The sequence below is a fragment of the Paenibacillus sp. BT-177 genome, from assembly GCF_025846815.2.
GTDB classification, from domain to species: domain Bacteria; phylum Bacillota; class Bacilli; order Paenibacillales; family Paenibacillaceae; genus Paenibacillus; species Paenibacillus polymyxa_C.
Genome location: NZ_JAOYTP010000001.1, coordinates 1,048,644 through 1,074,233, shown reverse-complemented (window position 1 = coordinate 1,074,233; position 25,590 = coordinate 1,048,644). Strand labels below are relative to the sequence as shown.

The following is a 25,590-nucleotide window of genomic DNA, read 5'->3' as shown; positions in this document are numbered from 1 at the left end:
TGAGGGAACAGAATTATGCAAAGATTAATCTTCAAGGAAATAAAAATACTCTCGAGAAACGAGCAAAGAGCAAAAATAATAAAATTCCATCCCAAAATGAATCTCATCAAGGGTGAGAACCATGTTGGGAAATCTTCATTGATTAAAAGTATATATTATACATTAGGCGCTTCTCCTAATGTTATGCACCCCAAGTGGATGGGGGCTGAACCCATTTGTTTGCTTACTTTTACTGTTGATGATGTTGAATACTCTATACTTCGTAGAAAAAGCTTTTTTGCAGTGTACAACGGTTCAAAAGAATGTATTGGAACATTTGATAAAATAACAGATGGCTTAGGTCCATTTTTATCTAGGTTATTAAAGTACAATATTGAACTGCCTGATAAGGGAAATCGGTTAATTACTCCTCCACCAGCTTATTTCTTTTTGCCGTTTTATTTGGACCAAGATAGTTGGTATAATCCACTATCCTCTTTTGCGCGTTTAACTCAATTAAAGGGTCAGTGGAAAGCAAGTATATTGCATTTTCATACTGGAATTAAGCCGAATGAATATTACTATGCTAAAGGACAAATTGAAATAATTAAGGATAAGAATCGTCAAATAGAATCTCAAATAAAAGTATCCAAAAATGTTATGAGTAAACTAAATGAACAAATGGATTTAATGATTCTAGATGTCAATTTAGATAGTTTTAAAAAAGAAATTGATGAGCTTTTAGAACAATATGAACAATTAAAAGAAAAGGGAGATGTATTGAAACGTAACATTGTTGCCTTAAATAATGAGAAAATTCATCTTAAGAAACATATAAAAATAATTGAGAAATCAATCCATGAGTTGAATGAAGACTATCATTATGCACTTTCTATCCCAGATGAAGAAATAGACTGTCCAACATGTGGTGCGGTTTATTCAAATTCCTTTGTTGAACGATTCTCTATTGCTAAAGATGAAGATCGTTGCCATGATTTATTAGAGGAATCAAAAATGGTATTACGTGAATTGGACTCTAATATTAAAAAAGAATATGAGTTATATGAAGAACATGCGGCAGAGTCCAAACGGATACTTAGTTTGTTAGAAAGAAAGAAGGGCGAGGTACAATTAAAAGACATTATCCAAAACGAAGGAAAGAAAAACTTGAAAGCGATAGTTCAAGAAGAGCTTGAGGGACTTTGGAGTAAAATAGCAATAAATGAAGCGAGTATTACCAACCTTAAAGATGAAATGAAAACATATGAGGATAGAAAACATAAAAATAAAATTGAAAGTTTTTACCGTGAACTTATGAGCGAGTATTTAGATTATTTAGGTGTGGTAACTGTTCCAGAAAAGTCATATAAAACAGTCATTTCCAAAGTCACTGACACAGGTAGCGGAGCGCCTAGAGCATATTTAGCTCATTATTATAGTCTGTTGGGTGTTATTAATAAATACTCTACTTCAACATTTTGCCCAATCGTATTGGACTCACCTAACCAACAAGAACAAGATAAAACACATTGGGAAATGATTAAGGATTTTATTGTTGAAAAGCAACCATCTAATTCACAACTAATCTTAGGTACAGTTGAGTTTGGAGAACGGAAATTTGAAGGGGAAATTATTGAATTAACTGAAAAATATCATTTTCTTCAAAAAGATGATTTTGAAGAAGTCTCTCAGGAGATTAACGACTTGTTAAGTTTAATAATATAGTTTGTTTAGTGTCTCTTCTGCCGAGTCACTAATATTTTTAATACTGGATGTGGTGGAAATAATGATGTATGAGTCAACCGATACTAAAAAACTCGTAATTGAAATCATTGCAACACTTGTTCATATCAAAAACACAATGTATGAATTAATCCTTAAACCAACGGGTATTAATAAAGATTATTTTCAATCTTTAACTAAACAAAAGAATGATTATGGAAAAAGGCTTTCTAAACGTGAAATAGCTTCGCAAATCATTGCAGATATTGAAAAACATGAAAAATATGAGAAAATAGTGCGTTCAATTATTAAGACCGCTAGTGAATGGAATCAATTCCATTTAGCGGATAATGAATATGAAGCACGTGCTACTGTTCAAAAAGCAAGAGAAGTTCTTGGTGTTTTAGATATATGGGAGGAGAAAGAAGCGAGGAGAAGGGAACAAGTCAGGAAAGAGGAAGAAAAAGAAAGAAAATTGAGTAAAGAACAAGAATTGGTTAATCAACTTCAATTACTTCTTCTCATGTACGATAGTCTAGCAGGTAATAACGAAAATCCTCAATCAAGAGGTACTATGCTTGAAGATATCGTTAATAGATTGTTTAATGTGTATGACTTAACAGAACAATTAACAGTCATGAGTGCCTTTAGACGAAATAATAATGGCGAACAAATTGATGGCGCATTTAAACTTGATGGATGGCATTATATTGTTGAGATGAAATGGACAAGTCAGATCTCGGGAATTAGAGAATTAGATTCTTTATATGGAAAAGTATCTCGTTCAGGCAAGCAGACAATGGGTGTTTTTATTTCGATTAACGGCTGGTCTTCTCATGTTGTTGACCTTATGAAACAGCATCCAGATAAGTCTGTCCTATTGTTGAGTGGATATGATTTGAGATTAGCCCTTTCAAGGCAAGTTGATTTAATAAGAATGCTTCATTTAAAGATTTCTAAATTAAATTTAGAGTCGGAGCCTTTTTTTGGAGCAGAAAATATGTTGGAGTAAATATGAAAAATCTCATTGGGTGATTTCGAAAATGTGAATGCCATGTTTTATTGCTGTTAGATTAGCTTTATAAAATATTTTCTAAATGAGTGGAAAGGCCCAGCAAACTGATGCTGAGTCTTTTTGTTGTGCACATTCACGTAGCCTCTAAACATGAACAGTTCACTTCCTTAAACGAAGTTAACTGCTGAAATGCAAACTTGTATTCGTTTCGATGTATATGATGGAAGAAAATATGCCCGTTCGATCAAGTCACCTGCGATGGGACGTACACAGCGAACAGAATTTATCCAAGAAAAGTATATTGCTGATTTGTATCAATATATTACAATCGACAAAATGCCACCACTCACCATATCTATAAGTGGGAAGCTGCACTTGGTGTGAGTCGTTCTTTATCGCAATAAGTAACAAATATTCCACTTGTTGTATTTATTTTATATTATGGAAACAATACCATCATCGAGGATGTATGGAAAGTGGAAAAGTGTGCTGAAGATTTTGGAACTAGAGAAGTTAATATTCGATGAAAAGACGAAGTAACGTGAATATTTCAAAGCGAGGAAAGAATTGAAACTATCTAAGGAACAATTACATAAGTTAGAACATATACCGAATAAAACGATCTCGTGGAATGGCGGTACAAAGTCTGTTCCTGATCAAAATTAATCTAGAAACAAAATCTTCGTGTGAAGCTAGAATAATATTTAATTCATCTAATATTACGTATCTACGTACCACATCCGTCATCATCCTTTGCTACACTTTGAATAAAAAGGAGATGATAACTTGGATACCCAACCCAAGATACTAAAGAGCGTGGAACATACAAACCCATCTGAAAATACGACTAAAGAATACGAGAGCTTGGTACGGCAAGAAGACGAACACATAGAGAGACTTAAAACATGCACAAAGCTCATTTGGGATGCGCTAGCTATTATTTCTCAAAAGGCAAGTGTACTGCACATGGAAACCGTCAAAGAAGCAGCAGACCATCTTCATATCATGGAACTAGATTTACGAAGAGAACTGTTTAAAGTTCGTTTGAAAAAAAGTATTTTGGCGAACAAAATGAAGCAAACCCAAGCATAGCAGCGGAGCGATCGGAAGAATGATCCGTCCACGTAGCGTCCTTACATGCACATACTTGCTCAATCCACCCAGTAATCAAAACGCCCAAATAACCCGACATGCCCCTTCACGGTCTGATCGGGTTTTCTCATTTCAATCCCTCCATCCCCGCGCATAAATCTTCACCCTCCCCCAAACCACTTGCCACCCAGATAGTTACACCCACTCCCACATCATGTATAGTAAAGTTATGGGAAATAAACATGAACCCGCATATTATCTTGAACGTTTAACCGTACAATATGAAACATGGCAAAAACGAGGAGGAACGTGATGATACATCCAACACAGATTCAGGATATGCTGCAAGCCGCGCTGGAGACAGGCGGGGATTTTGCAGAGGTGTTCGTCGAGGACCGCACCAATGGACAATTGGGCATGACCGGGGGAGTCGTGGATACGGCGCTGTCAGGCCGGGATTTTGGGATTGGCATTCGGATCATGAAGGAGCATTTTTCGGTGTATGCCTACACCAGTGATATGAGCGAACAGAGCCTGATTCGACTGGCCAAATCGGCCGCCAAGGCCATTCGCGGCGGTGGAGCACCAGGTACACACACCATTACCCTCCATCCCCATGCGATCCCTAACCAACATCCGATTGCGATCGTTCCTGATGGTTCGCAGAAACGTGCCAAGATCGACATGATGAGACGGGCGCATGAGGCGGCAAGCCAATACGATCCTTCCATCACGCAAACCTCTGTTGGGATTAGCAACTCGATCCAGAACGTCTTGATCGCCAATAGCAACGGGCTGCTGGTGGAGGATACCCGTACGTATACCCGCATGAGAATAAGCGCGATTGCGACTCATGGGGAGCATAGACAATCCGGGTTCCGTGGGCCGGGAGCGTATGCTGGGACTGAATTCCTGGAGAATCTGAATATCGAAGAAAATGCCAGACACGCCGCTCGGATTGCGTCCACAATGGTCAAAGCGAGATATGCGCCTAGCGGCAGACTGCCTGTCGTGATTGAAAATGGCTTTGGCGGCGTTCTTTTCCACGAGGCGTGTGGGCATGGGCTGGAATCTACAGCGGTGGCGCATGGAACCTCTGTGTTTGCGAATAAAATCGGGCAGCAGGTGGCTTCACCGCTCGTTACAGCTATAGATGATGGAACGATTCCGAATGCGTGGGGCTCGCTCAATATCGATGACGAAGGAGCGCCGACACAGCGCAACGTACTGATCGAGAACGGCATTTTAAAAGGATATCTAATCGATCGCATGGGCTCGCGCCAGATGGGTGTACCTGCGACAGGATCGGGACGAAGACAGTCCTATAAATTCGCGCCTGCATCCCGTATGAACAATACGTTCATTGCGAATGGGGAGTCTACCCGTGAAGAAATCATTGCCAATACGGAGTACGGGATCTATGCCAAATCGCTGGGCGGTGGTTCGGTGAACACCTCGACGAGCGAGTTTAATTTTGCGGTTGAAGAAGCGTATATGATCCGCAACGGCAAAATTGCCGAGCCGGTCAAAGGCGCAACGCTGATCGGCAAAGGGATTGAAACCCTGCAAAATATTGATATGGTCGGCAACAATCTGGATCATGGTCAGGGGATGTGCGGCTCGGTCAGCGGAAGTCTTCCGGTCAACTGCGGACAACCGACGATTCGTGTGTCCGAAATGACCGTCGGCGGACGAAAGGGGGAATAGGCAATGAATATTCAGCAATTTCAGGAAGCGTTGTTCGCGAAAGGTCGGGAAATGGGCTACGCGGATATGGAAATCTACTATGTAAATGGACGTTCTACCTCGGTGAAGGTACTGAAGGGAGAAATTGACCAATATACCATCGTTGAAAATGGCGGACTTTCCTTCCGTGGTGTCATTAACGGAAAAATGGGCTATGCCTCTACGGAGAAGCTGGAACCGGATGTGATCGACTTTTTATTGGAAGAAGCACGTAGCAACGCGGATATATTGGAGAGCGAGGAGCAGGATGAGCTGTTTGCAGGCTCTGAGAGCTATCCTGAGCAGCCTGCCTATGCCTCAACGCTTGCCGACACAGCTCCTGAGATTCTGATCGAAGCGGCGCTGGAAATGGAGCGTACAGCGCTTGCCGCAGATCCACGGATCGTGATGGCTCGACATTGCTCGGTCAGCGTTCGTGAGAATGAGGTCCTGATTGTGAATACCAAAGGACTACATTGTCATCGTCACAAAAGTCTGGCGACCGCTTATGTGTATGTGATTGCAGCCGACCATGGCGATACCGTTACCGGGGGCTGGCATGATTATTCGCTGCGGAGCGTGGAGGAGATCGATATTGCGGATGTGGCGCATAAAGCCGTACAAGAGGCTGTTTCCAAGCTGGGTGCGCACACGATCCAATCGGATAACTATCCAGTCATTTTCCGTCATGATGCAGCCGCGCAATTGCTGGCTGCCTATACGTCGGTATTTTCTGCGGAGTCGGTGGATAAAGGCTTTTCACGCTTGGCTGGGAAGCTGGGGCAAAAGGTGGCAAGCGAACATATCACGCTGATTGATGATCCGCTGATGGAGAACGTTCCGGCAGGCAGCACGTTTGATGCTGAAGGCAGTGCGACACGCCGCAATGAGATTATCAAGGATGGCGAACTACGGACGTATTTCCATAACCGCAAGACGGCTCGCAAGGCTGGGGTGCAGAGTACCTCTCATGCTTCCAAAGGCAGCTATAACGGTAAAATCGGGGTGTCGTATCATAATCTGTACGTGGCTCCAGGCACGTCTACGTTGGAAGACATGATTCGCAAGACGGATCGCGGGCTGATGATTGTCGAGCTGCAGGGGCTGCATGCAGGTACGAATACGGCGTCTGGTAACTTTTCGCTGGCTTGTTTGGGATACTGGATTGAGCAAGGGCAAGTGGTCAGAGCGGTCAATCAGATTACCGTATCAGGCAACTTCTTTGATGTGCTGCAGCAGGTAGAGGAAGTTGGCAACGATTTGCGTTTTACAGGAAGCTGCACATCTCCTTCGCTCAAGCTGGCTGCACTTTCGATTTCAGGCTCCTAATGGCTGGAGCAGCCTTCTTTTTTCAGACTTACGACCTGTTCCTGACGTTCTGATTGTCTAGCAATGACAGATGCCTGATGCATCGGGGTATGGTAAAGTAGGAGAAAGTCTTTGAAATATGAAAAAAAGGCTTGGTTACAGCACCGCGACAGGGTATTATAGACAATAATATATTCGAAAAAAGGTTCGAATTGAATTTTTATTGGGGGATGTATATGAGATATATAAGCACTAGAGGTCGAGTAGAAGCCAAGGGATTTATTGATACTGTGCTCATGGGGTTAGCTGACGACGGAGGACTAATGGTACCGGAGCAGATTCCGACCGTGTCGGCAGCTACGCTGGAGCAGTGGGCTACATTGAGCTACAGAGAGCTGATGCTGGAAGTTTTTGCGCTGTATATCAATGATGAGATTCCTCGTGAGGATTTGGAGCAGCTGGTGGAGCGCAGTTATGCAAGCTTCCGTCATCCAGAAGTTACGCCAGTGAAGAAGATCAACGATTCCCTGTCTATTTTGGAGCTGTTCCACGGGCCCACGTTCGCGTTCAAGGATGTGGCGCTGCAATTTATGGGTGAATTTTATTCCTATGTGTCCAAAAAGCAGAATGAGATCATTCACATTTTGGGTGCAACCTCGGGCGATACCGGGGCGGCAGCGATTCAGGGCGTGCGTGGCAAGGAAGGCATCAAAATCTGTATTTTGCATCCGCATCAAAAAGTGAGCAAGGTACAAGAACTGCAAATGACGACGGTAGACGATGAGAACGTGCTGAATCTATCTGTAAAAGGGAACTTTGACGATTGTCAAAAAGTGATTAAGGACCTGTTTGCCGATTTGGACTTCAAAGCCAAACATCATCTGCGGGCGATTAACTCGATTAACTTTGTGCGTATTTTGGCGCAAACGGTATATTACTTCTATGCTTATTTCCGGGCGCAGGAGTCATCGGGTGCAAAGAAGATCAATGTCAGCGTGCCTTCCGGCAACTTTGGCAATATCTTTTCCGGCTTTCTCGCAAAGAAAATGGGTCTGCCAATCCATAAGCTGATCATTGCCACGAACGAAAATAATATTTTGGAGCGCTTCGTGAAGACAGGCGAATACAAGCCAGGCGACTTCAAAAGCACATACAGTCCTTCGATGGACATTCAGGTGGCGAGCAATTTTGAAAGATACCTGTACTACTTCCTCGGAGAGGATGCGGCCAAGGTATCTGAATACATGAATAACCTCAAAACCGAGGGACGGATTGTAATCGGGGCAGAGGATTTGAAACGGGTACAGCAGGATTTTGAAGCGCTGGGTGCTTCGAATGAGCAGTGTCTGGAGCTGATCAAAAAATACAAGGCTGAATACGATTATTTGCTCGATCCGCATACAGCTTGCGGTATTGCCGCGTATGAGGCGTATAATGGCGCAGGCGAAGTCTGTGTGACCTTTGCAACAGCACATCCGGCCAAATTCGATGAGGCGATCCGTCTGGTGGATATTAAGCAGGAGTTCCCGGCGCAAATTGAACAATTGTTCTCCAAGCCGCAGCACCAGCAGGTGGTAGAGCATGACGAGGCGGAAATTGTGCGTCAGCTTGAAGCCTTTTATGTGTAACAGAATATTTCCGTAACGGTGAGTGGTTACATTCTTGCGGATGAGAAAAGAGGCTGCGCCCTGTGCGCTAGCCTCTTTTTTTATAATCCATATTTTCCAGATATGATGTATGTTTTAGTTTCAATTTGTTCACATTATAATGCCATATAGAGTAAGGTGTTTAACCCTTAGAAATCGTGAAAAAAGCCCGTAAATCAAGGGATTTGGCTTTAGGAATATAACAGGCAATGGTAGGTTCATAGAGTTATTTAATGAAGGATACAAAAATCTTTTATAGGCGAATTGGATGTATTTATATAAAAAATCATGTATAGTTAACTAAATTTTATCAATACATAAAGTTCCACTCTCAAGGGTGCAGAATAAAGTCATTCCGTCATTTAACAGAGGGGCTAATTATAAAAGGGGTGTATTAAATAATGACCATGATCCGTCCAGAGCAGAGTCAACAAGCAGCAGCCGAATATGTACAGTCCGTTTTTGAGAAGGTTATCGCGCGTAATCCTCATGAGAATGAATTCCATCAGGCCGTCAAGGAAATTTTGGATTCGCTAATTCCGGTATTGGCTAAGCATCCTAAGTATATGCAGCAGGGGCTTTTGGAACGGTTGGTGGAGCCAGAGCGTGTCATTACCTTCCGTGTACCCTGGGTAGACGATGCAGGCAATGTACAGGTCAACCGTGGCTTCCGCGTACAGTTTAATAGTGCGATTGGTCCTTATAAAGGTGGACTCCGTTTCCATCCGTCCGTGTATCTGGGTATCGTCAAATTTTTGGGTTTTGAACAAATTTTCAAAAATGCGTTGACGGGTCTTCCCATCGGTGGTGGTAAAGGCGGTTCGGACTTTAACCCCAAAGGTAAATCAGATAACGAAGTGATGCGTTTTACACAAAGCTTTATGACGGAGCTGTATAAATATATCGGCCCAGATGCTGACGTTCCGGCAGGGGATATTGGCGTAGGTGGCCGTGAGATCGGATACATGTTCGGGCAATACAAGCGGATTCGCGGAGGACATGAAGGCGGCGTCCTGACGGGTAAAGGGATTCATTACGGAGGTAGTCTTACACGTACGGAAGCAACTGGCTACGGTTGTGTGTATTTTGTAAACGAGATGCTGCAAGCTCAAGGTTTGTCCTTTGAAGGACAACGTGTCGTTGTGTCGGGCTCGGGTAACGTATCCATTTATGCGATTGAAAAAGCTCAGCAACTCGGTGCTACAGTCGTGGCATGTAGCGACTCGAATGGTTATGTTTATGATCCAGACGGTATTGATCTCAAGCTGGTGAAGCAGCTTAAAGAAGTGAATCGTCTGCGGATTAGCGAGTATACGAAAGAGCGTCCAGGCGCAATCTATACAGAAGGCTGCTCGGGGATCTGGTCAATCCCATGCGACATTGCATTGCCATGTGCGACACAGAATGAAATTGACGAGCATGCAGCGCAGTTGCTGGTAAGCAATGGCGTAAAAGCTATCGGTGAAGGTGCGAATATGCCGTCCTCGCTACAGGCTATTGAAGTATTTTTGGAGAACAGAGTTCTGTTTGGACCAGCCAAAGCTGCTAATGCAGGCGGAGTAGCAGTCTCGGCGCTCGAAATGTCGCAGAACAGCATGCGCCTGTCATGGACCTTTGAAGAAGTGGATGCCAAACTCCATGATATTATGAAAAATATCTATGCTAACAGCGTGAAGGCAGCTGAGGAGTACGGCGTACCGGGCAATCTGGTGGTTGGAGCGAACATCGCCGGATTTGTGCGTGTAGCTGATGCTATGCTGTCTCACGGAATTATCTAATTGAAATCTAATTGAACGCTACAATTCCTTTTCTCAACTGTACAATGATTAATAACCTAGCTAATAAAAGCAAACTTGAAGCTGAGCGGCTCCGTGGGAGTCGCTCAGCTTTTATTTGGAATGAGGCACTTTATTTTTCTCAGGGACTTGATTTATTGTTAAAGAGGATGTATATTACTTGATAGATCAATAATTGATGGATCAAAGGTTGAATCACGAGACCCAGCGATATGCTAAAGGGAGGAGAGATTGATATCACCCAGACACCATCCGAGGCTGAGTATATTTTTGATATGCTGCTGCTGCTGAACAAGCAGATTAGCTCCAAGTTTGAGCGGTGTGCAGGGATCAGCGCATCCAGATTGCAGTTGTTATGCAAGTTGTATCAAGTGGAGGAGATTAGCCAAACGCTGCTGCAAAAAGAGATTGGCATCGACGGTGCGGCCGTAACGCGCCATTTGAAACAACTGGAGGCGACTGAAATGGTCACACGACGCACGAAGCCAGAGGACAACAGGGTTACTTTGGTAAGACTGACCGATTATGGACGTGCGCGTATTGTTATCTTTAAGCAGGAGCGCTCGCAGTTTGTAGCTCAGCTGTTACAGAGCTTTGACGAGACGCAGCGGAATCAACTAGCCGATATGCTGCAAGTGATGAATAGTCATATATCCAGTATGGACTGACAACATTGTCATATTACGATTACCCACAGAGGAACAAAGGAGAGATTGGAATGAGTAATACGAATACATCCAATATTGTAAAAACGAATGATTTTAAGGAAATCGCACTGGGACGCCGTTCGGTAAAAGTATACGATCCGTCCGTGAAGATTAGCCGCGAGGAAATGACAGAGATTCTAGCGGAAGCTACACGCGCACCATCCTCCATTAATCTGCAACCTTGGCGTTTCCTTGTTATTGATAGCCCAGAAGGTAAAGCAACCCTGGCGCCATTGGCTCGTTTCAACCAACGTCAAGTGGAGACCTCTTCGGCAGTGATCGCTGTGTTTGGGGATCTGAACAACTTTGATAATTTCGAACAAATCTTCGGAGAAGCTGTAGAACTGGGCTATATGCCACAAGACATTAAAGAAATGCAACAGGAAAAGGTAACAGCCCATTTTGCTGCCCTTGATCCAGTGGTGAACAGAGAAACGGTCCTGATCGACGGTGGATTGGTGTCTATGCAGCTTATGCTGGTGGCACGTGCTCATGGGTACGACACTAACGCTATCGGCGGTTATGAAAAGGATAAAATTGCTGAGGCCTTTGGTATGGACAAAGACCGTTATGTCCCTGTTATGCTCATTTCGATGGGTAAAGGAATCAACGAGGGTCATCCGTCCACACGTCTACCAATTGATCAAATTGCACAGTGGAAATAAGTTGAGTTAACATCTATACGCAACATAAAATATAAGCAACATAAAAAAACAGGCGGAGCTAAGGACATCCCTTTGCTCCGCCTGTTTTTTTATTTGCCTAGATGTAATGCGGATCCCGGGCTTGATGACGTGTCGATCCTCTGGTTATTTTTGTACTATATTCGCTCCCGACGTCTGTGTTGGGTCAGCGATGTCATTCTGAGTAGGATGGTAGCGCTTGGGCCATATAATCTGGTGCGAAGTATGGCTAAGCTCCTCATAAAATAACAGGCCTTTCTTGAATAGGCGTATGACTAGATGGAAAAAGAACCATCCGTTCATCACCAACAGCACAAGGCTGATCAGAACACTTATCCAAGGAGACAGATGAGATCCCAGTACAGATCCACCTAGTACGTAATTCAGTCCAAAATACAACCAATACAAGAGACTGTAGCGCTTCATGAGCTCCCACAGGGAAACTCTTTTTCCTCTCCCTGTAAGATGAATGCGTACCAGCCACTTCCCCGGAGTTCGTCCATTCGTCAGGTAAGGAACCACCATAAAGTAAATTCCACTGGAAACCCAGAAAGCAGCAGACACATGCATGGACTCCATAATGCCGAGCAACCCCGTCCAAAGGATAGAATCCACTAAAAAGGCTACTCCTCGTCTTGTATAGGACACCCGTTTGGTCGTAATGTCCAAGTGCTTGTCCAGATGTTCCAAACGGGGAAGGAAGCGTGAGAACCATTCGCCGAGCAGAAAGCCCAGCATACCGCCCAATGTGTTAGCCATCAGATCATCCACGTCAAACACACGATACGCATGGTCAAAAAATCCATACAATCCTGTCAACTGTGTCACCTCAAAGAAGAGGGACAAGGTGAAGGACAGAATGAGACACCATCTCCATCGTGCACGGAAATAATAACGTAAGAACATACCGAAAGGCATGGTCATCATCACGTTAAAAACCACTTGCAGAAAAGCACGCTCCTTCAGCAAATGAACATAACTGGAGGGATGAGCAGGTGAAACGGATGTTTCTCTTATAATGTCTTGCACGAACTGCAAGGGCATCAATTGCAACGCTCCCCCGGCCAAGGCTGCATTATGACGCGATGCTGGAAGCGGTAGTATGACCAAAAAGAAGGCGTTCATCAAGTATAACAGCATCAAGTAAAGCAACCACGCTCTAGCCTTGTGAATATAGCCATGTCTGCGATATTGCACGATGAGAAATGGTAGTGTAAACAGTAACGCAGCAACAGGGAAGGCTAGAAAAGCATATGAAACTGGAAACAGATACGATTGAATCATGAGCTGTTTAAGCCTGCTTTCTCCGGAACTTCACCAAAGACCAGATGATCAAAAATGCCATGAACGCCACGCATACGCTGATACTGATCCGATTTTGCGGGTCAATCAAGAACAGGAAGGCAATGACCCATAGGCATCCCACTGTTACCGCCGTTATATAAGGGTATCCCCATATCTTGAAAGTAGGCTCTACTGGATAAGATTTGCGCAGTTTCAATTGGGACAGGCAGATACAGCTCCAGACAAGCAGCACGACAAAGCCAGGTACAGCCATCAAAATACGGAACAGCCCGTCCTGAGCGACGTATGCGACCATGGAGCCAACAATCAGGATGACTGCGCACAGTTTGAGACTGTTCACCGGAACTCCATTTGAAGACAGGCGCGCGAGTGACTTGGGACCTTCTCCATTAATCGCCAGCGAATGGAGCATGCGTGTAGCCCCGTAAATTCCCGAATTGGCGGCAGACAGTACAGCAGTGATCAGAATAAAGTTCATGACATGAGCTGAGCCTTGAAGCCCTACAGAAGACAATACCTGTACAAACGGGCTGGTACTTGCATCCAATTGGTTCCAGGGAATCAAGCCACAAATAATGAGAATTGGCAGCGTATAGAACAAAACAACGCGAAGAATAAAACTTTTAACCACTTTAGGCAGTACCTTTTCTGGATTTTCAGTCTCCGTCAACGTCAATCCGATCAGCTCAGACCCTCCGTAAGAAAAGGTAACGACCAGCAACGCCGAAAAGATAGCCAGCCAGCCATTGGGGAGAAACCCGCCGTGCTGCGCGTAGTTGCTCAGATAAGGTGGAGTTTCAGTGGGAATAATTCCGAATAGTATACAGCCACCCAAGGCGATAAAGATAATAATCATGGCGATCTTAATACCCGCCAGCCAAAATTCCAGCTCCCCTAAACCACCGACACTCAGCATGTTGACGACAATAATGAAAGCCGCACTTGCTAAACTGAGGAGCCATAGAGGAACATCTGGCAACCAATATTGCAGAAAGCTTCCAGCAGCAATGACCTCAATGACACAGACGGCCAGCCACATGAAGCAATACAACCAGCCGATAATGAAGGAAAGTCGCTCTCCAAAAGCCTTGCGAATAAAATCCTTCATATTCATGTTGGGGTAGACCGTCGCCATCTCGGCAATCGCTCCCATAACGACCAGGAGCAGAAGTCCTGCAAAGACATAGGACAAAATAACTCCAGGTCCTGCCAAGCTAATCGTTTCGGTACTTCCTTTAAAAATACCCGTCCCGATGACTCCACCCATAGCCATAAAGGTAATATGCCGTGGTCGAAGCTTTTTGTGTAAAGTTGCTTCATTTGATTTCAATATGAAATCCTCCTTCATCATAGTGTATAGCTTCAGCATAGCCCAAGCAGGGTTACTTCAATTAGACTTATACTACATGAAAATATCCAATTAGGAAATGAAAGAAATAGGATCTGGTAGGGAGAATGACATAGATAGGGGACAAACTGGTGAACAGAGGCAGAATGATATCGTTGACGATTGTTGTATTATGATATCATTCTGTCTTTATGATATATAATGAGGTTGGTTTGAAAAAAAGTATGATATTTAAGAAGCGGAGGCTTGGATACGTGAAGCAGGATCGGCAAAAACAGACAGGTTCCCATACCGGGATGAGCAAGGGGCATGAAGCTGATGAGCTGAACAAGCTGCTGTCCGTATGGCTTCATTCGTCGATCCGTGTCATGGATGTCCGGCACATTCGACTGGAAGCGGAAGAGCCGGTTCAACCCTATCGTCTCCCAGCGCATGCTTTTGTGTTTATGCTACAAGGTAGCGTACGCTTGGCTGGTGATTGGGAGGATGAATCCCATTCAGGGTATGTACTGCATGGCAGCAAAGGTTTTGAACTGAATATAAAGCCCGCGTCATGCGGGATCGAATATATTCTTGTTCTATATAAAGCAAACTCTTTTTCGGGAAACACGGTGTACAATCATCCTTCGATAGCTTATGGTTTCAGACCGTTCTATCCGGTTATACTTTATCAAAAGCTGCAACTACTGGCGGACGCCTGGCAGGATCAAGAGGCGTTATCGAAGATTCAGGCTCAGAGTCGGTTCTATGATTTTGCATATGAATGTATGCGCCAATGGCAGGAACCACAGGCTCGGACTTCCACGCGGGATGTCGTGGCACAGGCGATTCGATTTATGCATGCTCATTATGCGGAGTCCATCACGCTGGAACGTCTGGCCGGATTATTGGAATGCAGTCCGCGACACCTGACCCGATTATTTAAAAAACAAACAGACTGTAGCCCGATTATGTATCTGATTCAACTACGGATGGACAAGGCGAAGGAGCTTTTGCGGAAGACGGATGCCACTTTACAGGATATTGCTGTGAGTGTGGGGTATTCGGATGTCTATTTCTTTAGCCGGGCTTTCAAAAAACATACTGGCGTATCCCCGGTTCATTATCGGGACAGCTTATATTCATCTGCTTTTGTTAGTAATATGCGTCTGGATAATCCATCAAGCATGTCTGAATGTTCCATTGATTCGAAAAGTGGCGCCCTGCATACTGTTATTGAGGATAATAATCATTATCAAAATCATAATGAAGGGATTTTACGAATGAATAGAAACGCAAAGCATTCCATGGCATTTATTTTATTGCTTAGTTTTACCTTGCTGCTGAGCGCGTGCTCAGGCTCATCCAGTCCTGCGGCAACCGATGGCGCTTCGCAAGGGAACAATAATACATCAGCGGAACCAACATCACAGGAAAGGGTGCTGAAGGATGCACTTGGGCATGAGGTGAAGGTTCCGGCTCAGCCTCAGCGTGTGCTCGCTTCTTATCTGGAGGATCATCTGGTGGCGTTGGGTGTTAAACCGGTAGCCCAATGGTCGGTAGGTAAAAATTCAGTTCAAGCTTACCTGCAAAAAGAATTGAAGGATGTTCCTGCCATCGCTTCAGATCTTCCGTTCGAGGCGGTTCTGAACTTCAAACCTGATCTGATCATTATGGACAGTGCGAGTATGGTCGAAGGTGACAAATATGATCAATACTCCAAAATTGCTCCGACCTATGTTGTAGGTAGTAATATGAATAATGATTGGCGCCAAGAGCTGCTGACCGTGGGTGAGGTGCTGAATAAGAGCAGTGAAGCGAAGCAGGCATTGAGCGAGTACGACAAAAAAGCAGCAGAAGCGAAAGCCAAGCTAAGTCAGACGGTAGGACAAAAAACCGCTGCGGCATTGTGGGTAACGGATAAAAACGTATATGTGGTGAACCAGAATCTATCCAGCGGTGATGTATTGTACAAGGATTTAGGATTCAAGATTCCACAGGTCGTACAGGAGATTTCCAAAACAGCCAAGGCGAACTGGAGCAACTTATCCCTGGAAAAACTGGCTGAGCTGGACGCTGATTATATCTTTATCGTGAATAGCAAAAATGTGAGCAAGGATGAGATTATTAAAGATCCAGTCTGGGCAGGAATTCCGGCAGTTAAAGAAGGGCACGTATACGATTTTGGTAAGGATTCCAGCTGGTTGTATACAGGTACAATCGCAAACAGTCAAATGATTGACGATGTTCTGAAAAATGTAATGAAGTAAGCAAAACGGTAATCAAAAAACGCTGCTCATCTTGACGACAGTATGTCGCAGGAAGGAGAGCGTTTTTTTATATAAAAAGATGCCTGCAAAGGCAGACATCTGATTTATATTCGATATTAGGATCGCGGAGATACCAGGATTTTAACCTGATTTTTCTCTTTCAGGAGACCTTCAAAACCTTGCTCGATCACTTCTTCGAGCTTAATACGTTTGGTCACAAGTTTGTCAGCAGGGAAATATCCTTTTTCCATCAAGCTGATGACAGCCGGGAATACATCACGGTAGCCGATAATACCAGTCAGATTGCGTTCTTTCATGACAATATTGTTTGGTTTGATCGGAGCTTCTTTTTCAAAAATGCTGACGATCATGATTTGTCCGCTGATTTTAGTGGATTCAATCGCTTGTGTCAGCACAGGAGGTACTCCAGTGACTTCATAGGCTACATCTACGCCACCGTTGGTCCGTTTGTGCAGCTCTTCCACTACGTCATAAGTCTTAGGATCAAGCACGATAGCACCCAGCTCTTCAGCTTTGGCTTTACGCTCTTCGGAAAGCTCTACTGCATAAATCTCAGATGCGCCCGAAGCTTTCAATGCCTCAATCACGAGCAAGCCGATAGGACCAGCGCCAAATACGACAGCTTTATCGCCGACTTTCAGTTGGCTTTGACGTACAGCATACAAAGCAACGGCCGAAGGCTCTACCAAAGCGCCTTGCTCGAAAGATACGCTTTCTGGAATTTTGTGAACCATGTGCTCGTCAGCAGCCACATATTCAGAAAATCCCCCGCCGCCGCCTGCCAAACCGAGGAAGCCCATTTTATCGCACAGGTTATATTTGCCTTGTTTACATGCATCACATTCTCCACATGCAAAAACGGGTTCAACGACTACACGGTCGCCAACCTGAATTTTGGTTACGCCTTCACCGATTTCAACGACTTGTCCAGAAAATTCATGACCCATCACGACCGGAGCTTTTTCACCAGTCAATGGATGCTGAGCATTTTCAGGAATGAAGATCGGTCCTGCTACATATTCGTGAAGATCACTTCCGCAAATACCACACCATTCGACTTTGATTTTTACTTTTCCGGGAAGAGCAGCGGGCTGCTCAATGTTTTCCAAACGTAAATCTTTTACTCCATGCCATCTCAATGCTTGCATGTTTTGTCATCTCCTTGATGATTATATGATCATTGCCGCTATAAAAGTGAATGAATTAGGAAACGTTTCCGAAAAATAATATGTCACAATTTTTACACATTGTCAAACCAAATTAATGCAAAAAGCACTTGATTTTTTTGTGAATATAATCACTTGTGACTATGGCGCTATATTTGACTCATTGCTTAGTACAAAAGAATTTTTGCGAATTTTGCAAGTGAAGCAGAGGCTAGAAGAAAACGAATTCAATTTTTAGAGACCCATTCTGTGGTATAATATCTATATTAGAGAGTTTATGTGCATAGAGAGAAAACGATTCCGAGCGTGAAAGGATTTTGGGTGTGTCAGAGCAAAAGAAAGTAACCATAGAGGATGTAGCCAAGCGGGCAGGGGTTGGTATTGCGACTGTCTCTAGGGCTATTAATGATAGTGAGGGCATCAGCCCCAAGACGAAGGCATTTATTTTGCAAGTGATTGAAGAAATGGGCTTTACGCCCAATACCTCAGCTCAAAGTCTAAAGGTGCGGCAGACACGGCAAATTGCGCTGGCTGTACCGGATATTCGGAACGCGATCATTCCAGAGATTGCTTGGTCTGTAGAACAGGCTGCCAAGCAGCACGGTTATCGTGTCGTGCAGATCAATACGGCCGGGAATGCCAGAATGGAGCTTGAAACGGTGCGTGAGGTTAAGAAGCTGCATGTAGACGGACTTATTATTATGCCGCTGGCATATCCTAAAATGCTGGTAGACCTGATTAATAAAGCCAGCGTTCCGGTGTCGATTATTAACTATGGTAAGAAGCTGGGTGAAGACGTTAAGGCGGATATCGTCAGTTTGGCCCGGCAAGAGGGAAGACTTGTGATGGAGCATTTGCTTAAAATCGGGAGAACGAGAATTGCTTATGCAGGTGCGGCGAAGGACAAAATCGAAGAGAGATACTTTGCTTACGAGCAGTCTCTCCAGCACGTGGACCCTTCGCTTGTGTATTTTGGCGATGATTTTTCCTTTGAAACCGGGCTGCGGGCAGCCGATTATTTTTACAGCTTGAAAAATATGCCGGATGCCATTTATGCAGTTAATGATATGGTGGCCATAGGAATCGTAAACCGCTTTAAGGATTTGGGTGTAAAAGTACCGCAAGAGGTTGCAGTGGTTGGTATTGACAACAATTTGTGGGCGACCGTAACGACCCCACAGATCAGCTCAGTTTCTATCATGGGGGAAGAGGTGGCACGCCTGGCTGCGGAACTGCTGCTTAAGCGAATTCAGGACCAGACCGTGGGAGATTATGAGCGTGTACAGTTCGAGCCTCGTTTGATCGTCAGGGAATCCAGCGTCTCTGTGATCCGTAAGCCTACGGTTGGGCGTGACGAGTAGAAGATAAGTCTAGCTCTGAACCCTGCTCCGTCATACCAATAGATGAGCGGTCGCAGGTGTAAAAGGTGTGGATAGGAGAGTGGATTCGTGTCAAAAGGTAGCGTGTTTGTTTCTGTAGCTTGTATACTATTGCTGGCTGTAATCATAGGGTGTACTCCCCATCCTGACCCTGCGGCGCCGTCTGAAGCAAGCAATGAGGTGTCTAAGCATAGCGCAGTCAGTACGCAGCGTGCCCAGCAAAGTAAAGAGGAGCTTGTGCTGTCCTTTTATAAGGATTCCTCTCTCAATGATGAAGTAAAGGTACGTCACATTACGGACCAATTGGCAGGTATTGATTGGAGGAAGATTAACGAAATCAGTGAACATCAAAGCATGGAAATTATCGAATATTTGTATAAGCAGCGTGCTTTGATTCCTTCGGAAAGTTTCCCCAATGTGATTAAGGGCACTGCTGGCTTGGACGGAGCGCTAACTGAAAGCTATGATGCACTTATGGGAGATTTGTTTACAAGAGACAGAACTGCGATGACCCGAGCATTGGCAAATATGGACAAAGCCAACCGTGTACAAGGTATAGGGGGCATCGGGTATGCTCTCAGCTATAGAGACCCAAAGGAAGTCAAGAAAGAGATTCAACAATGGCAGGCTGGGCAACAGCTTACTACGGCAGAGAAGGATGTTATTCGTGCTCTGTTCGCCAAGCTGGATAATCCCTATTGATGCTGAACGAGTGATGAGCTTTGCCTCGAAGTATATAAAATGAAAAGCTGCTTCTCTATCCGAGGCAGCTTTTTTGTGCTGTTTGTACATCCTGCGATTATGATTGGAGGTGATCCTGATCTACACGCAAGCGCTTGATATCACGAATTGGAGGCAGGCCGAACAAGCGAGCGTATTCACGACTGAATTGTGAGGGACTCTCGTAGCCTACCTGAAAACCGACATCTGCCGCATCTGCTGATTCAGATAACAACAGGCGACGGGCTTCTTGCAAACGTAATTGTTTTTGATATTGCATGGGGCTCATAGCCGTAACCTCTTTAAAATGACGATGTAGCGACGAAGGACTCATACTAGCCAGTTGGGACAATTCCTCAATTCGCAACGGCTTATCATAATCTTGTTTAATTCGCTTTATGACTTCTGCGATCCGGCTTGAATGACTGCCAGTCATGACCAGTTGTTTTAAGGATTCCCCCTGCTTCCCCTGTAAAATCCTATACAATATCTCACGAATGACTAATGGAGCCAGCACCGGAATATCCTGCGGTCTTTCCAAAAGACGTACGAGCCTTACCACGGCATCCAGCAGTAGGGAGTTGGTTTGACTTACATACAAGCCTCGTCTGGAATCAGGTATTGAGGTAGTAGGAAAAGTAGACTCCTTGATGAGATCCAAAACCTGATGCGGATCAAAATTGAGCCGGAGGCACAAGTACGGGGCTTCTGCTGAGGCTTGTATCACCTGTCCGGAAATTGGTAAATCCACCGAAACCACAAGGTAGTCGGATGTGCCGTAATAGTAACTTTCCTCTGCGAGTATCACAACTTTTCTCCCCTGAGCCACAATGCATAAGGCGGGTTCATGAACCTGATAAATCGGAACGGTGGTATTCGAACTTCGGACGAAGTAAAGTGAAGGGATATCTGTAGCGTGAATTCCGTCGTGACTTGTAAATTGTTCTATGAGACTGGGCAATTCGGCTTGCTTTTCCGTAGTAGAACTCTCAATTTCGGTTGCTTTTACTAGGACCCTCCCTTTTTCACAACGTAGCTAATCTTCACTCTTCAGTGGACAATTCACTTTAAGATGCGCTTTGTTTTTCGATATCGATTTGAATTCATATTAAGTGTATTTGGAGGATTAGGCAATAATTTGCTCTGATTCTTCTACCAGCCCGATGGACATTCCTCTCATAATAAGATGCAGATACAACACCTAATGAGCAATTAAGAAAAAATAAAAGTGCAAAGGAGTGAAATAGTCATGGAGAGCAACAAAGCGGAAAAAAGTGTACACGCTTCTCGGTATCCCTATATAGGGATGTGGGTAACTTATCGTTTTTCAGTAACATTTTAAACTAAAGGAGGAACAAGCATGTTAAATATTAAAGGGAAAGTCGCAGCTATTACAGGGGCAAGCAGTGGAATCGGTGAAGCTACTGCTCGTTTACTTGCTCAACATGGAGTTCATGTGGTATTAGGGGCCAGACGCACAGAACGATTGGAGGTTCTTACCTCCGAAATTCGTTCAAAAGGGGGATCCGCTGATTATCTGCAACTGGATGTGACCCAAAGGGAGCAGATGGAAGCGTTCATTAAGTATACTGAAAAACGATTTGGACGTGTGGATGTCATTGTGAACAATGCGGGAGTGATGCCTCTTTCAAAATTGGAAGCCCTAAAGGTAGAAGAATGGGACCACATGATTGATGTTAATATACGAGGCGTTCTGCATGGGATCGCGGCAGGGCTTCCCATTATGAAAAAGCAAGGATTTGGTCAGTTTATCAATATTGCCTCTATTGGCGCGTATAGTGTAACTCCGACTGCAGCAGTATACTGCGCAACGAAGTATGCGGTTCGGGCCATTTCCGAAGGATTGCGTATGGAGGTTGGAGGAAATATTCGTGTAACACTGGTATCACCGGGAGTAACTGAATCCGAGCTTGCCGACAGTATTTCTGATGAAGAGGCCCGGCAGGGAATGAAAGAATACCGCCGTATTTCAATTTCGCCGGATGCCATTGCTCGTTCCATTGTGTATGCCATGGAGCAGCCTACAGATGTAGATGTGAATGAAATCATTGTCAGACCCACGGCAAGTCCGAATTAACACCATGAAATGAAATCCATAGTTCATCTTTGCATTTAGATTGTTTGGTCCTCTATCTTTAAGGATGGGGGATTATTTTATTATAAGATGAGAAAGACCATTATTCACACTATAGAGTTCAAAAAAGATGTGACTTTACCATAACGGGTTTACTTTTACCAAAGTTTGTGTTAACTTAATTTCGACAAACATCGAAATTAAGGCTGGAACTGAAGGGAGACGAACAGGGTGAAAGATACAACAGAGATGCAGCAAGCTGTAAAAATATATAAAGCACTTGGAGAACCGACTCGTCTCAAGATAGCACTTCTGTTAAAAGAGGAAAGTGACCAATGCTGCTCTGTGCTGGGCGAAAAGCTGAACAGTGTAGCTATTTCAACGCTATCGCACCATCTGAAGCAAATGGCAGAGTCGGGGCTGCTCACATACCGTAAAGAGGGGACGTTTATTTATTACAGTTTGGATGTGGAAGCAGCACAGAAATATGCCCCATTCCTGATCACATAATTTTTTTTAGTCTTAATTTCGATATTTGTAAAAATACAAAAATACAAAAATACAAAAAGGAAAGAGGCGTTATTTACAAAATGCAGAGCACGTGGAAAGTGTATATTTTGGCAATTGTTAGTTTTTTGGTAGGCACATCCGAATACATTATCTCAGGTATTTTGGATCAGATTGCGACAACCATGGGGATTACGGTGTCCGCAGCGGGCCAGCTGATTACAGTCTTTTCTCTTGCTTACGCGATTGGCACGCCGATTCTGATGGCAGTAACCGCTAAATGGGACAGACGCAAGCTGCTCTTGAGTTCCCTCGGATTATTTTCCGTAGCCAATGTCCTCTCCTTTGTTTTGCCGGGTTTTGGAATGTTTATCGCTGCACGTATTCTTATGGCCCTCGGGGCAGGGATGGTCGTGGTTACAGCATTGAGCATTGCTGCGAAAATTGCCCCAGCTGGCAAGCAGGCTAGTTCTATTGCTACGGTCACTATGGGTTTTACAGCCTCGCTGATTATCGGGGTGCCGCTTGGAAGAATGATATCTTCTGCATATGGCTGGAAAACCGTATTTCTCGGCATCGCTTTGACAGGGATTATTGCTTTGATCGTTATCGCTATGACAATCCCTCGCTTAAAAGGAGATCAACCGATTCCCTTACTACAACAGTTTGCTCTTCTGAAGAAGCCTGAAGTTGCTTTGGGATTGGCGATTACCTTCTTTTGGGGAGGGGGATATTCCCTCGCGTACACTTACATTTCACCGTATTTGCTGAATGTATCAGGTGTAGGGGATAATATGCTAAGCTCAGTATTACTTGCCTTCGGGATTGCCAGCCTGATCGGGTCGAAAATCGGTGGATACAGCGCAGATAAAAAGGGTATTTCCTTTACATTATTCGGGGGCATGGTGTTGCATGTCTTTTCCTTGCTTTTACTTCCTGTCGCCGCTCATTCTCTAGGTGTATTATTTGTCTTACTGATGCTGTGGTCGTTCGCAGCCTGGACAACCGGACCTACTCAACAATATAACTTGGTCACTCTCGTACCGGAATCTTCCGGTGTGATGCTGAGTCTCAATCAGTCTATGATGCAGCTTGCTATGGCAGCCGGAGCTGGAATTGGTGGTGTGGCTGTTAGCCAGGTTTCGCTGGCTTCTATCACTTGGTTTGGAGCAGCTGGTGTCGCCATCGCCATGGTAGCTGTATATTTACTTTCACGAAGATCTTCGGTTCACACGGAATTGGGTGTGATAGAATAAAGAATTATAGATAATTGAAGGATGAGCCCAGCGATAGATGGCATCGCTGGGCTTGTTTATTTTGAATGAGCAATCATATGCTCTCTTACAGCAGGAGGGTTTATTCAAACGCAATATCAGTAATTTTGCCGCCTTCCTTAAAACCGATATTTTTATAAACTTGATTGGAAACCGAATTTTTTAAATCTGCATATAGCATTGGAACTAAATGTTCATTTTCTAAAAAGGAACATAGCTCGGATACAATTGCGCTGGCAAACCCCTTTTTTCGCAAATTAGGTGGAGTATACACAGCATTAATACGACCATGTCTCGGCGAGCGGTGAGCAATATTGGCCATGGACACAGGTATGTTATTTACAACCCAAAGAAATAAATTCTCTGTCCTGATCGCTGCCACCGCAGCTGAAATCTGACTTGCTGGATCAACTGAATGGTCTAAAGCCTCCTCTGCAAAGCCAGCTAGAAACTGGGCAACTAACTGTACGTCCTTTGAAGTCGCTTGTCGCAGAATTCCCCCAACGCCTAAAGTTTTTTTGTATTCAGGACAGAAATAAGATTCCATGACCATGTGTGTATGTACCTGAGCAGTATGCCGCTCGGCGTAAGCAATTGCGAACTTCTCGGCAGTTTCGATATCACCACAGACACCTGGTAGGTTGTTTCCTTTTAAATAACGTAATAGTTCTTCGATATAGGTCAACTGATGGTTGCCGATGATTTGCTGCGAAATCCATAGCCAAGCCTTATGTCCGGGTGATTGAGCGAAAATCATATTTCCATCAGATGTTTTAAGGCATGTTGATTCTTCTGACTCACATATTCGATGAAGCAAATTATATCGAACTTCATCAATCAAAAATGGATTGTGATTTAATAGATCATCGTATGGGACTAGCTGCTCAATCATGGCTCTGCCTCCCTAAAAATGAGGTTTGATCTAATGTATTTGTATATGCTATGAAAATTAAACTGCTACGAAGTACTGTTGTTATATCTACTAGGACTTAAACTTCCGCGCTATAAGCTTCTTATTCTTTTGTCGCCAAATCCATCTTTCGATAAAGTTTTTTTCTTTTCTTTCCTGAAGCGTTTCTTTCATACCCTTAATGAGAAATTCGGATCTTCGCTTGTCGTTCCTGCTAATTTCACGTAGTTCCTCAATAAATTTATCGTCCATGTCTACATCTCCGTTAGTTCAGGATTTTCCAAATTGCTAAGCTAGATTATACAGAACGTATGTTCCTTTTTCAAGTCTGCGTCTGCTCTATTCAATCACATAACCATTTTTAGATGGATGCTGCGAGGCCCGCGCCAATCGGATGGTGAAGCATAAGATAAAGTTGAAAGGAGGAATTACAATATGGACAACAAAGCATATGTATCTCAAACGTATCCACGTCTTACAGTTTACAACGAAGAAAATTTTCGGGGTTCCAGGAGAGTATTCAGAGGAAACCTAGGCATTCGTAATACCGATAACATTCTCGACGGCATCGAAAGTCTGCGTTTCTTTTCTACCAGCAGCAATGCTACACTTGTACTCTTTACCGGCACGCGGTTTAGAGGTAACTTCCGTGTGTTTAGAGGCAATCGCAACATTGCCGACCTGGATGATCTGATTCGCGGGAATGATGTGGAATCTATTATCTCTACCAATCAACGTTTGACGTTGCAGCAAATCCGTAATATCCGCAGTACTGGAAGACTGCCAGCTGGCTATCGGGTCATCTAACGGACTCCATTCGACACAATAAACATTTTACAAGACTACTTCAGGAGCTTGCAACTTTCGGGCTTCTGGAGCAGTTTTTCTATTTGTACACAATGCCTACATAATAGAACGATGAGAAGAACTGTATGGAAGAATG

At 44.1% G+C, this 25,590-nt stretch carries 22 protein-coding genes; 17 read left to right on the top strand and 5 right to left on the bottom strand.

From position 1 onward, the window contains the following. Positions 1–15 precede the first annotated feature (15 nt). From OIU26_RS04955 to OIU26_RS04910, 10 genes are all read left to right on the top strand, one after another. Positions 16–1,704: a hypothetical protein gene (locus tag OIU26_RS04955; RefSeq protein ID WP_264216119.1), complete on the top strand. Its 1,689-nt coding sequence runs from the start codon at positions 16–18 to the stop codon at positions 1,702–1,704. Between the two features lie 61 nt (positions 1,705–1,765). Then, entirely contained in the window at positions 1,766–2,713 is a 948-nt protein-coding gene (locus OIU26_RS04950; RefSeq protein ID WP_264216118.1) for a hypothetical protein, read from the top strand. 192 nt (positions 2,714–2,905) lie between these two features. Beyond that, a complete protein-coding gene (locus OIU26_RS04945) occupies positions 2,906–3,100 on the top strand; it encodes a hypothetical protein (protein WP_264216117.1) in 195 nt (64 codons plus the stop codon). A gap of 402 nt (positions 3,101–3,502) precedes the next feature. Next, the gene (locus tag OIU26_RS04940; protein WP_264216116.1) at positions 3,503–3,808 is read left to right on the top strand and encodes a hypothetical protein; all 306 of its coding nucleotides are present in this window, start codon (positions 3,503–3,505) and stop codon (positions 3,806–3,808) included. Positions 3,809–4,120: 312 nt separating this feature from the next. Beyond that, complete coding sequence (locus OIU26_RS04935; protein ID WP_264216115.1) at positions 4,121–5,515, top strand: TldD/PmbA family protein; 1,395 nt, start codon at positions 4,121–4,123, stop codon at positions 5,513–5,515. A gap of 3 nt (positions 5,516–5,518) precedes the next feature. Further along, positions 5,519–6,862, top strand: coding sequence for a TldD/PmbA family protein (locus OIU26_RS04930; RefSeq protein WP_264216114.1), 1,344 nt, complete (start codon positions 5,519–5,521; stop codon positions 6,860–6,862). A gap of 215 nt (positions 6,863–7,077) precedes the next feature. After that, positions 7,078–8,469, top strand: coding sequence for a threonine synthase (gene thrC, locus OIU26_RS04925; RefSeq protein WP_264216113.1), 1,392 nt, complete (start codon positions 7,078–7,080; stop codon positions 8,467–8,469). Between the two features lie 419 nt (positions 8,470–8,888). After that, positions 8,889–10,265: an NADP-specific glutamate dehydrogenase gene (gene gdhA, locus OIU26_RS04920; RefSeq protein ID WP_264216112.1), complete on the top strand. Its 1,377-nt coding sequence runs from the start codon at positions 8,889–8,891 to the stop codon at positions 10,263–10,265. 293 nt (positions 10,266–10,558) lie between these two features. Then, positions 10,559–10,951, top strand: a complete 393-nt coding sequence (locus tag OIU26_RS04915; protein ID WP_264216262.1) for a MarR family transcriptional regulator — start codon at positions 10,559–10,561, stop codon at positions 10,949–10,951. A gap of 50 nt (positions 10,952–11,001) precedes the next feature. Next, on the top strand, positions 11,002–11,655 hold the full coding sequence (locus tag OIU26_RS04910; RefSeq protein ID WP_064961978.1) for a nitroreductase family protein: 654 nt from the start codon (positions 11,002–11,004) through the stop codon (positions 11,653–11,655). 144 nt (positions 11,656–11,799) lie between these two features. Here the strand turns inward: OIU26_RS04910 and OIU26_RS04905 are convergent, their stop codons facing one another. Together OIU26_RS04905 and OIU26_RS04900 are read right to left on the bottom strand one after the other, a co-directional pair. Further along, positions 11,800–12,957: a VanZ family protein gene (locus OIU26_RS04905; RefSeq protein ID WP_264216111.1), complete on the bottom strand. Its 1,158-nt coding sequence runs from the start codon at positions 12,955–12,957 to the stop codon at positions 11,800–11,802. Between the two features lie 7 nt (positions 12,958–12,964). Further along, complete coding sequence (locus OIU26_RS04900; protein ID WP_013372423.1) at positions 12,965–14,308, bottom strand: amino acid permease; 1,344 nt, start codon at positions 14,306–14,308, stop codon at positions 12,965–12,967. 272 nt (positions 14,309–14,580) lie between these two features. Between OIU26_RS04900 and OIU26_RS04895 the strand changes: the two genes are divergently transcribed. Next, entirely contained in the window at positions 14,581–16,575 is a 1,995-nt protein-coding gene (locus tag OIU26_RS04895; protein WP_264216110.1) for an AraC family transcriptional regulator, read from the top strand. 116 nt (positions 16,576–16,691) lie between these two features. On the opposite strand, the gene OIU26_RS04890 is transcribed toward OIU26_RS04895, so the two are convergent. Next, complete coding sequence (locus OIU26_RS04890) at positions 16,692–17,744, bottom strand: 2,3-butanediol dehydrogenase (RefSeq protein WP_264216109.1); 1,053 nt, start codon at positions 17,742–17,744, stop codon at positions 16,692–16,694. Between the two features lie 341 nt (positions 17,745–18,085). Between OIU26_RS04890 and OIU26_RS04885 the strand changes: the two genes are divergently transcribed. Together OIU26_RS04885 and OIU26_RS04880 are read left to right on the top strand one after the other, a co-directional pair. Beyond that, entirely contained in the window at positions 18,086–19,123 is a 1,038-nt protein-coding gene (locus OIU26_RS04885) for a LacI family DNA-binding transcriptional regulator (RefSeq protein WP_013372419.1), read from the top strand. Between the two features lie 87 nt (positions 19,124–19,210). Then, positions 19,211–19,843 carry a hypothetical protein gene (locus OIU26_RS04880; protein WP_264216108.1) on the top strand — a complete coding sequence of 211 codons (633 nt, stop codon included), beginning with the start codon at positions 19,211–19,213 and terminating at the stop codon, positions 19,841–19,843. Positions 19,844–19,940: 97 nt separating this feature from the next. On the opposite strand, the gene OIU26_RS04875 is transcribed toward OIU26_RS04880, so the two are convergent. Further along, entirely contained in the window at positions 19,941–20,822 is an 882-nt protein-coding gene (locus tag OIU26_RS04875) for an AraC family transcriptional regulator N-terminal domain-containing protein (protein WP_436449017.1), read from the bottom strand. A 399-nt stretch (positions 20,823–21,221) separates the two neighbouring features. Between OIU26_RS04875 and OIU26_RS04870 the strand changes: the two genes are divergently transcribed. From OIU26_RS04870 to OIU26_RS04860, 3 genes are all read left to right on the top strand, one after another. Next, positions 21,222–21,959 carry an SDR family oxidoreductase gene (locus OIU26_RS04870; protein ID WP_264216107.1) on the top strand — a complete coding sequence of 246 codons (738 nt, stop codon included), beginning with the start codon at positions 21,222–21,224 and terminating at the stop codon, positions 21,957–21,959. A 228-nt stretch (positions 21,960–22,187) separates the two neighbouring features. Beyond that, positions 22,188–22,466: an ArsR/SmtB family transcription factor gene (locus OIU26_RS04865; RefSeq protein WP_013311367.1), complete on the top strand. Its 279-nt coding sequence runs from the start codon at positions 22,188–22,190 to the stop codon at positions 22,464–22,466. Between the two features lie 80 nt (positions 22,467–22,546). Continuing rightward, positions 22,547–23,719 carry an MFS transporter gene (locus OIU26_RS04860; protein ID WP_264216106.1) on the top strand — a complete coding sequence of 391 codons (1,173 nt, stop codon included), beginning with the start codon at positions 22,547–22,549 and terminating at the stop codon, positions 23,717–23,719. A gap of 100 nt (positions 23,720–23,819) precedes the next feature. Here the strand turns inward: OIU26_RS04860 and OIU26_RS04855 are convergent, their stop codons facing one another. After that, entirely contained in the window at positions 23,820–24,629 is an 810-nt protein-coding gene (locus tag OIU26_RS04855) for a GNAT family N-acetyltransferase (RefSeq protein WP_264216105.1), read from the bottom strand. Between the two features lie 453 nt (positions 24,630–25,082). Here OIU26_RS04855 and OIU26_RS04850 point away from each other — a divergent pair, with 453 nt between their 5' ends. Then, positions 25,083–25,454 (top strand): hypothetical protein, encoded by a 372-nt coding sequence (locus tag OIU26_RS04850; protein ID WP_164964573.1) that lies wholly within the window; start codon positions 25,083–25,085, stop codon positions 25,452–25,454. Positions 25,455–25,590 lie beyond the last annotated feature (136 nt).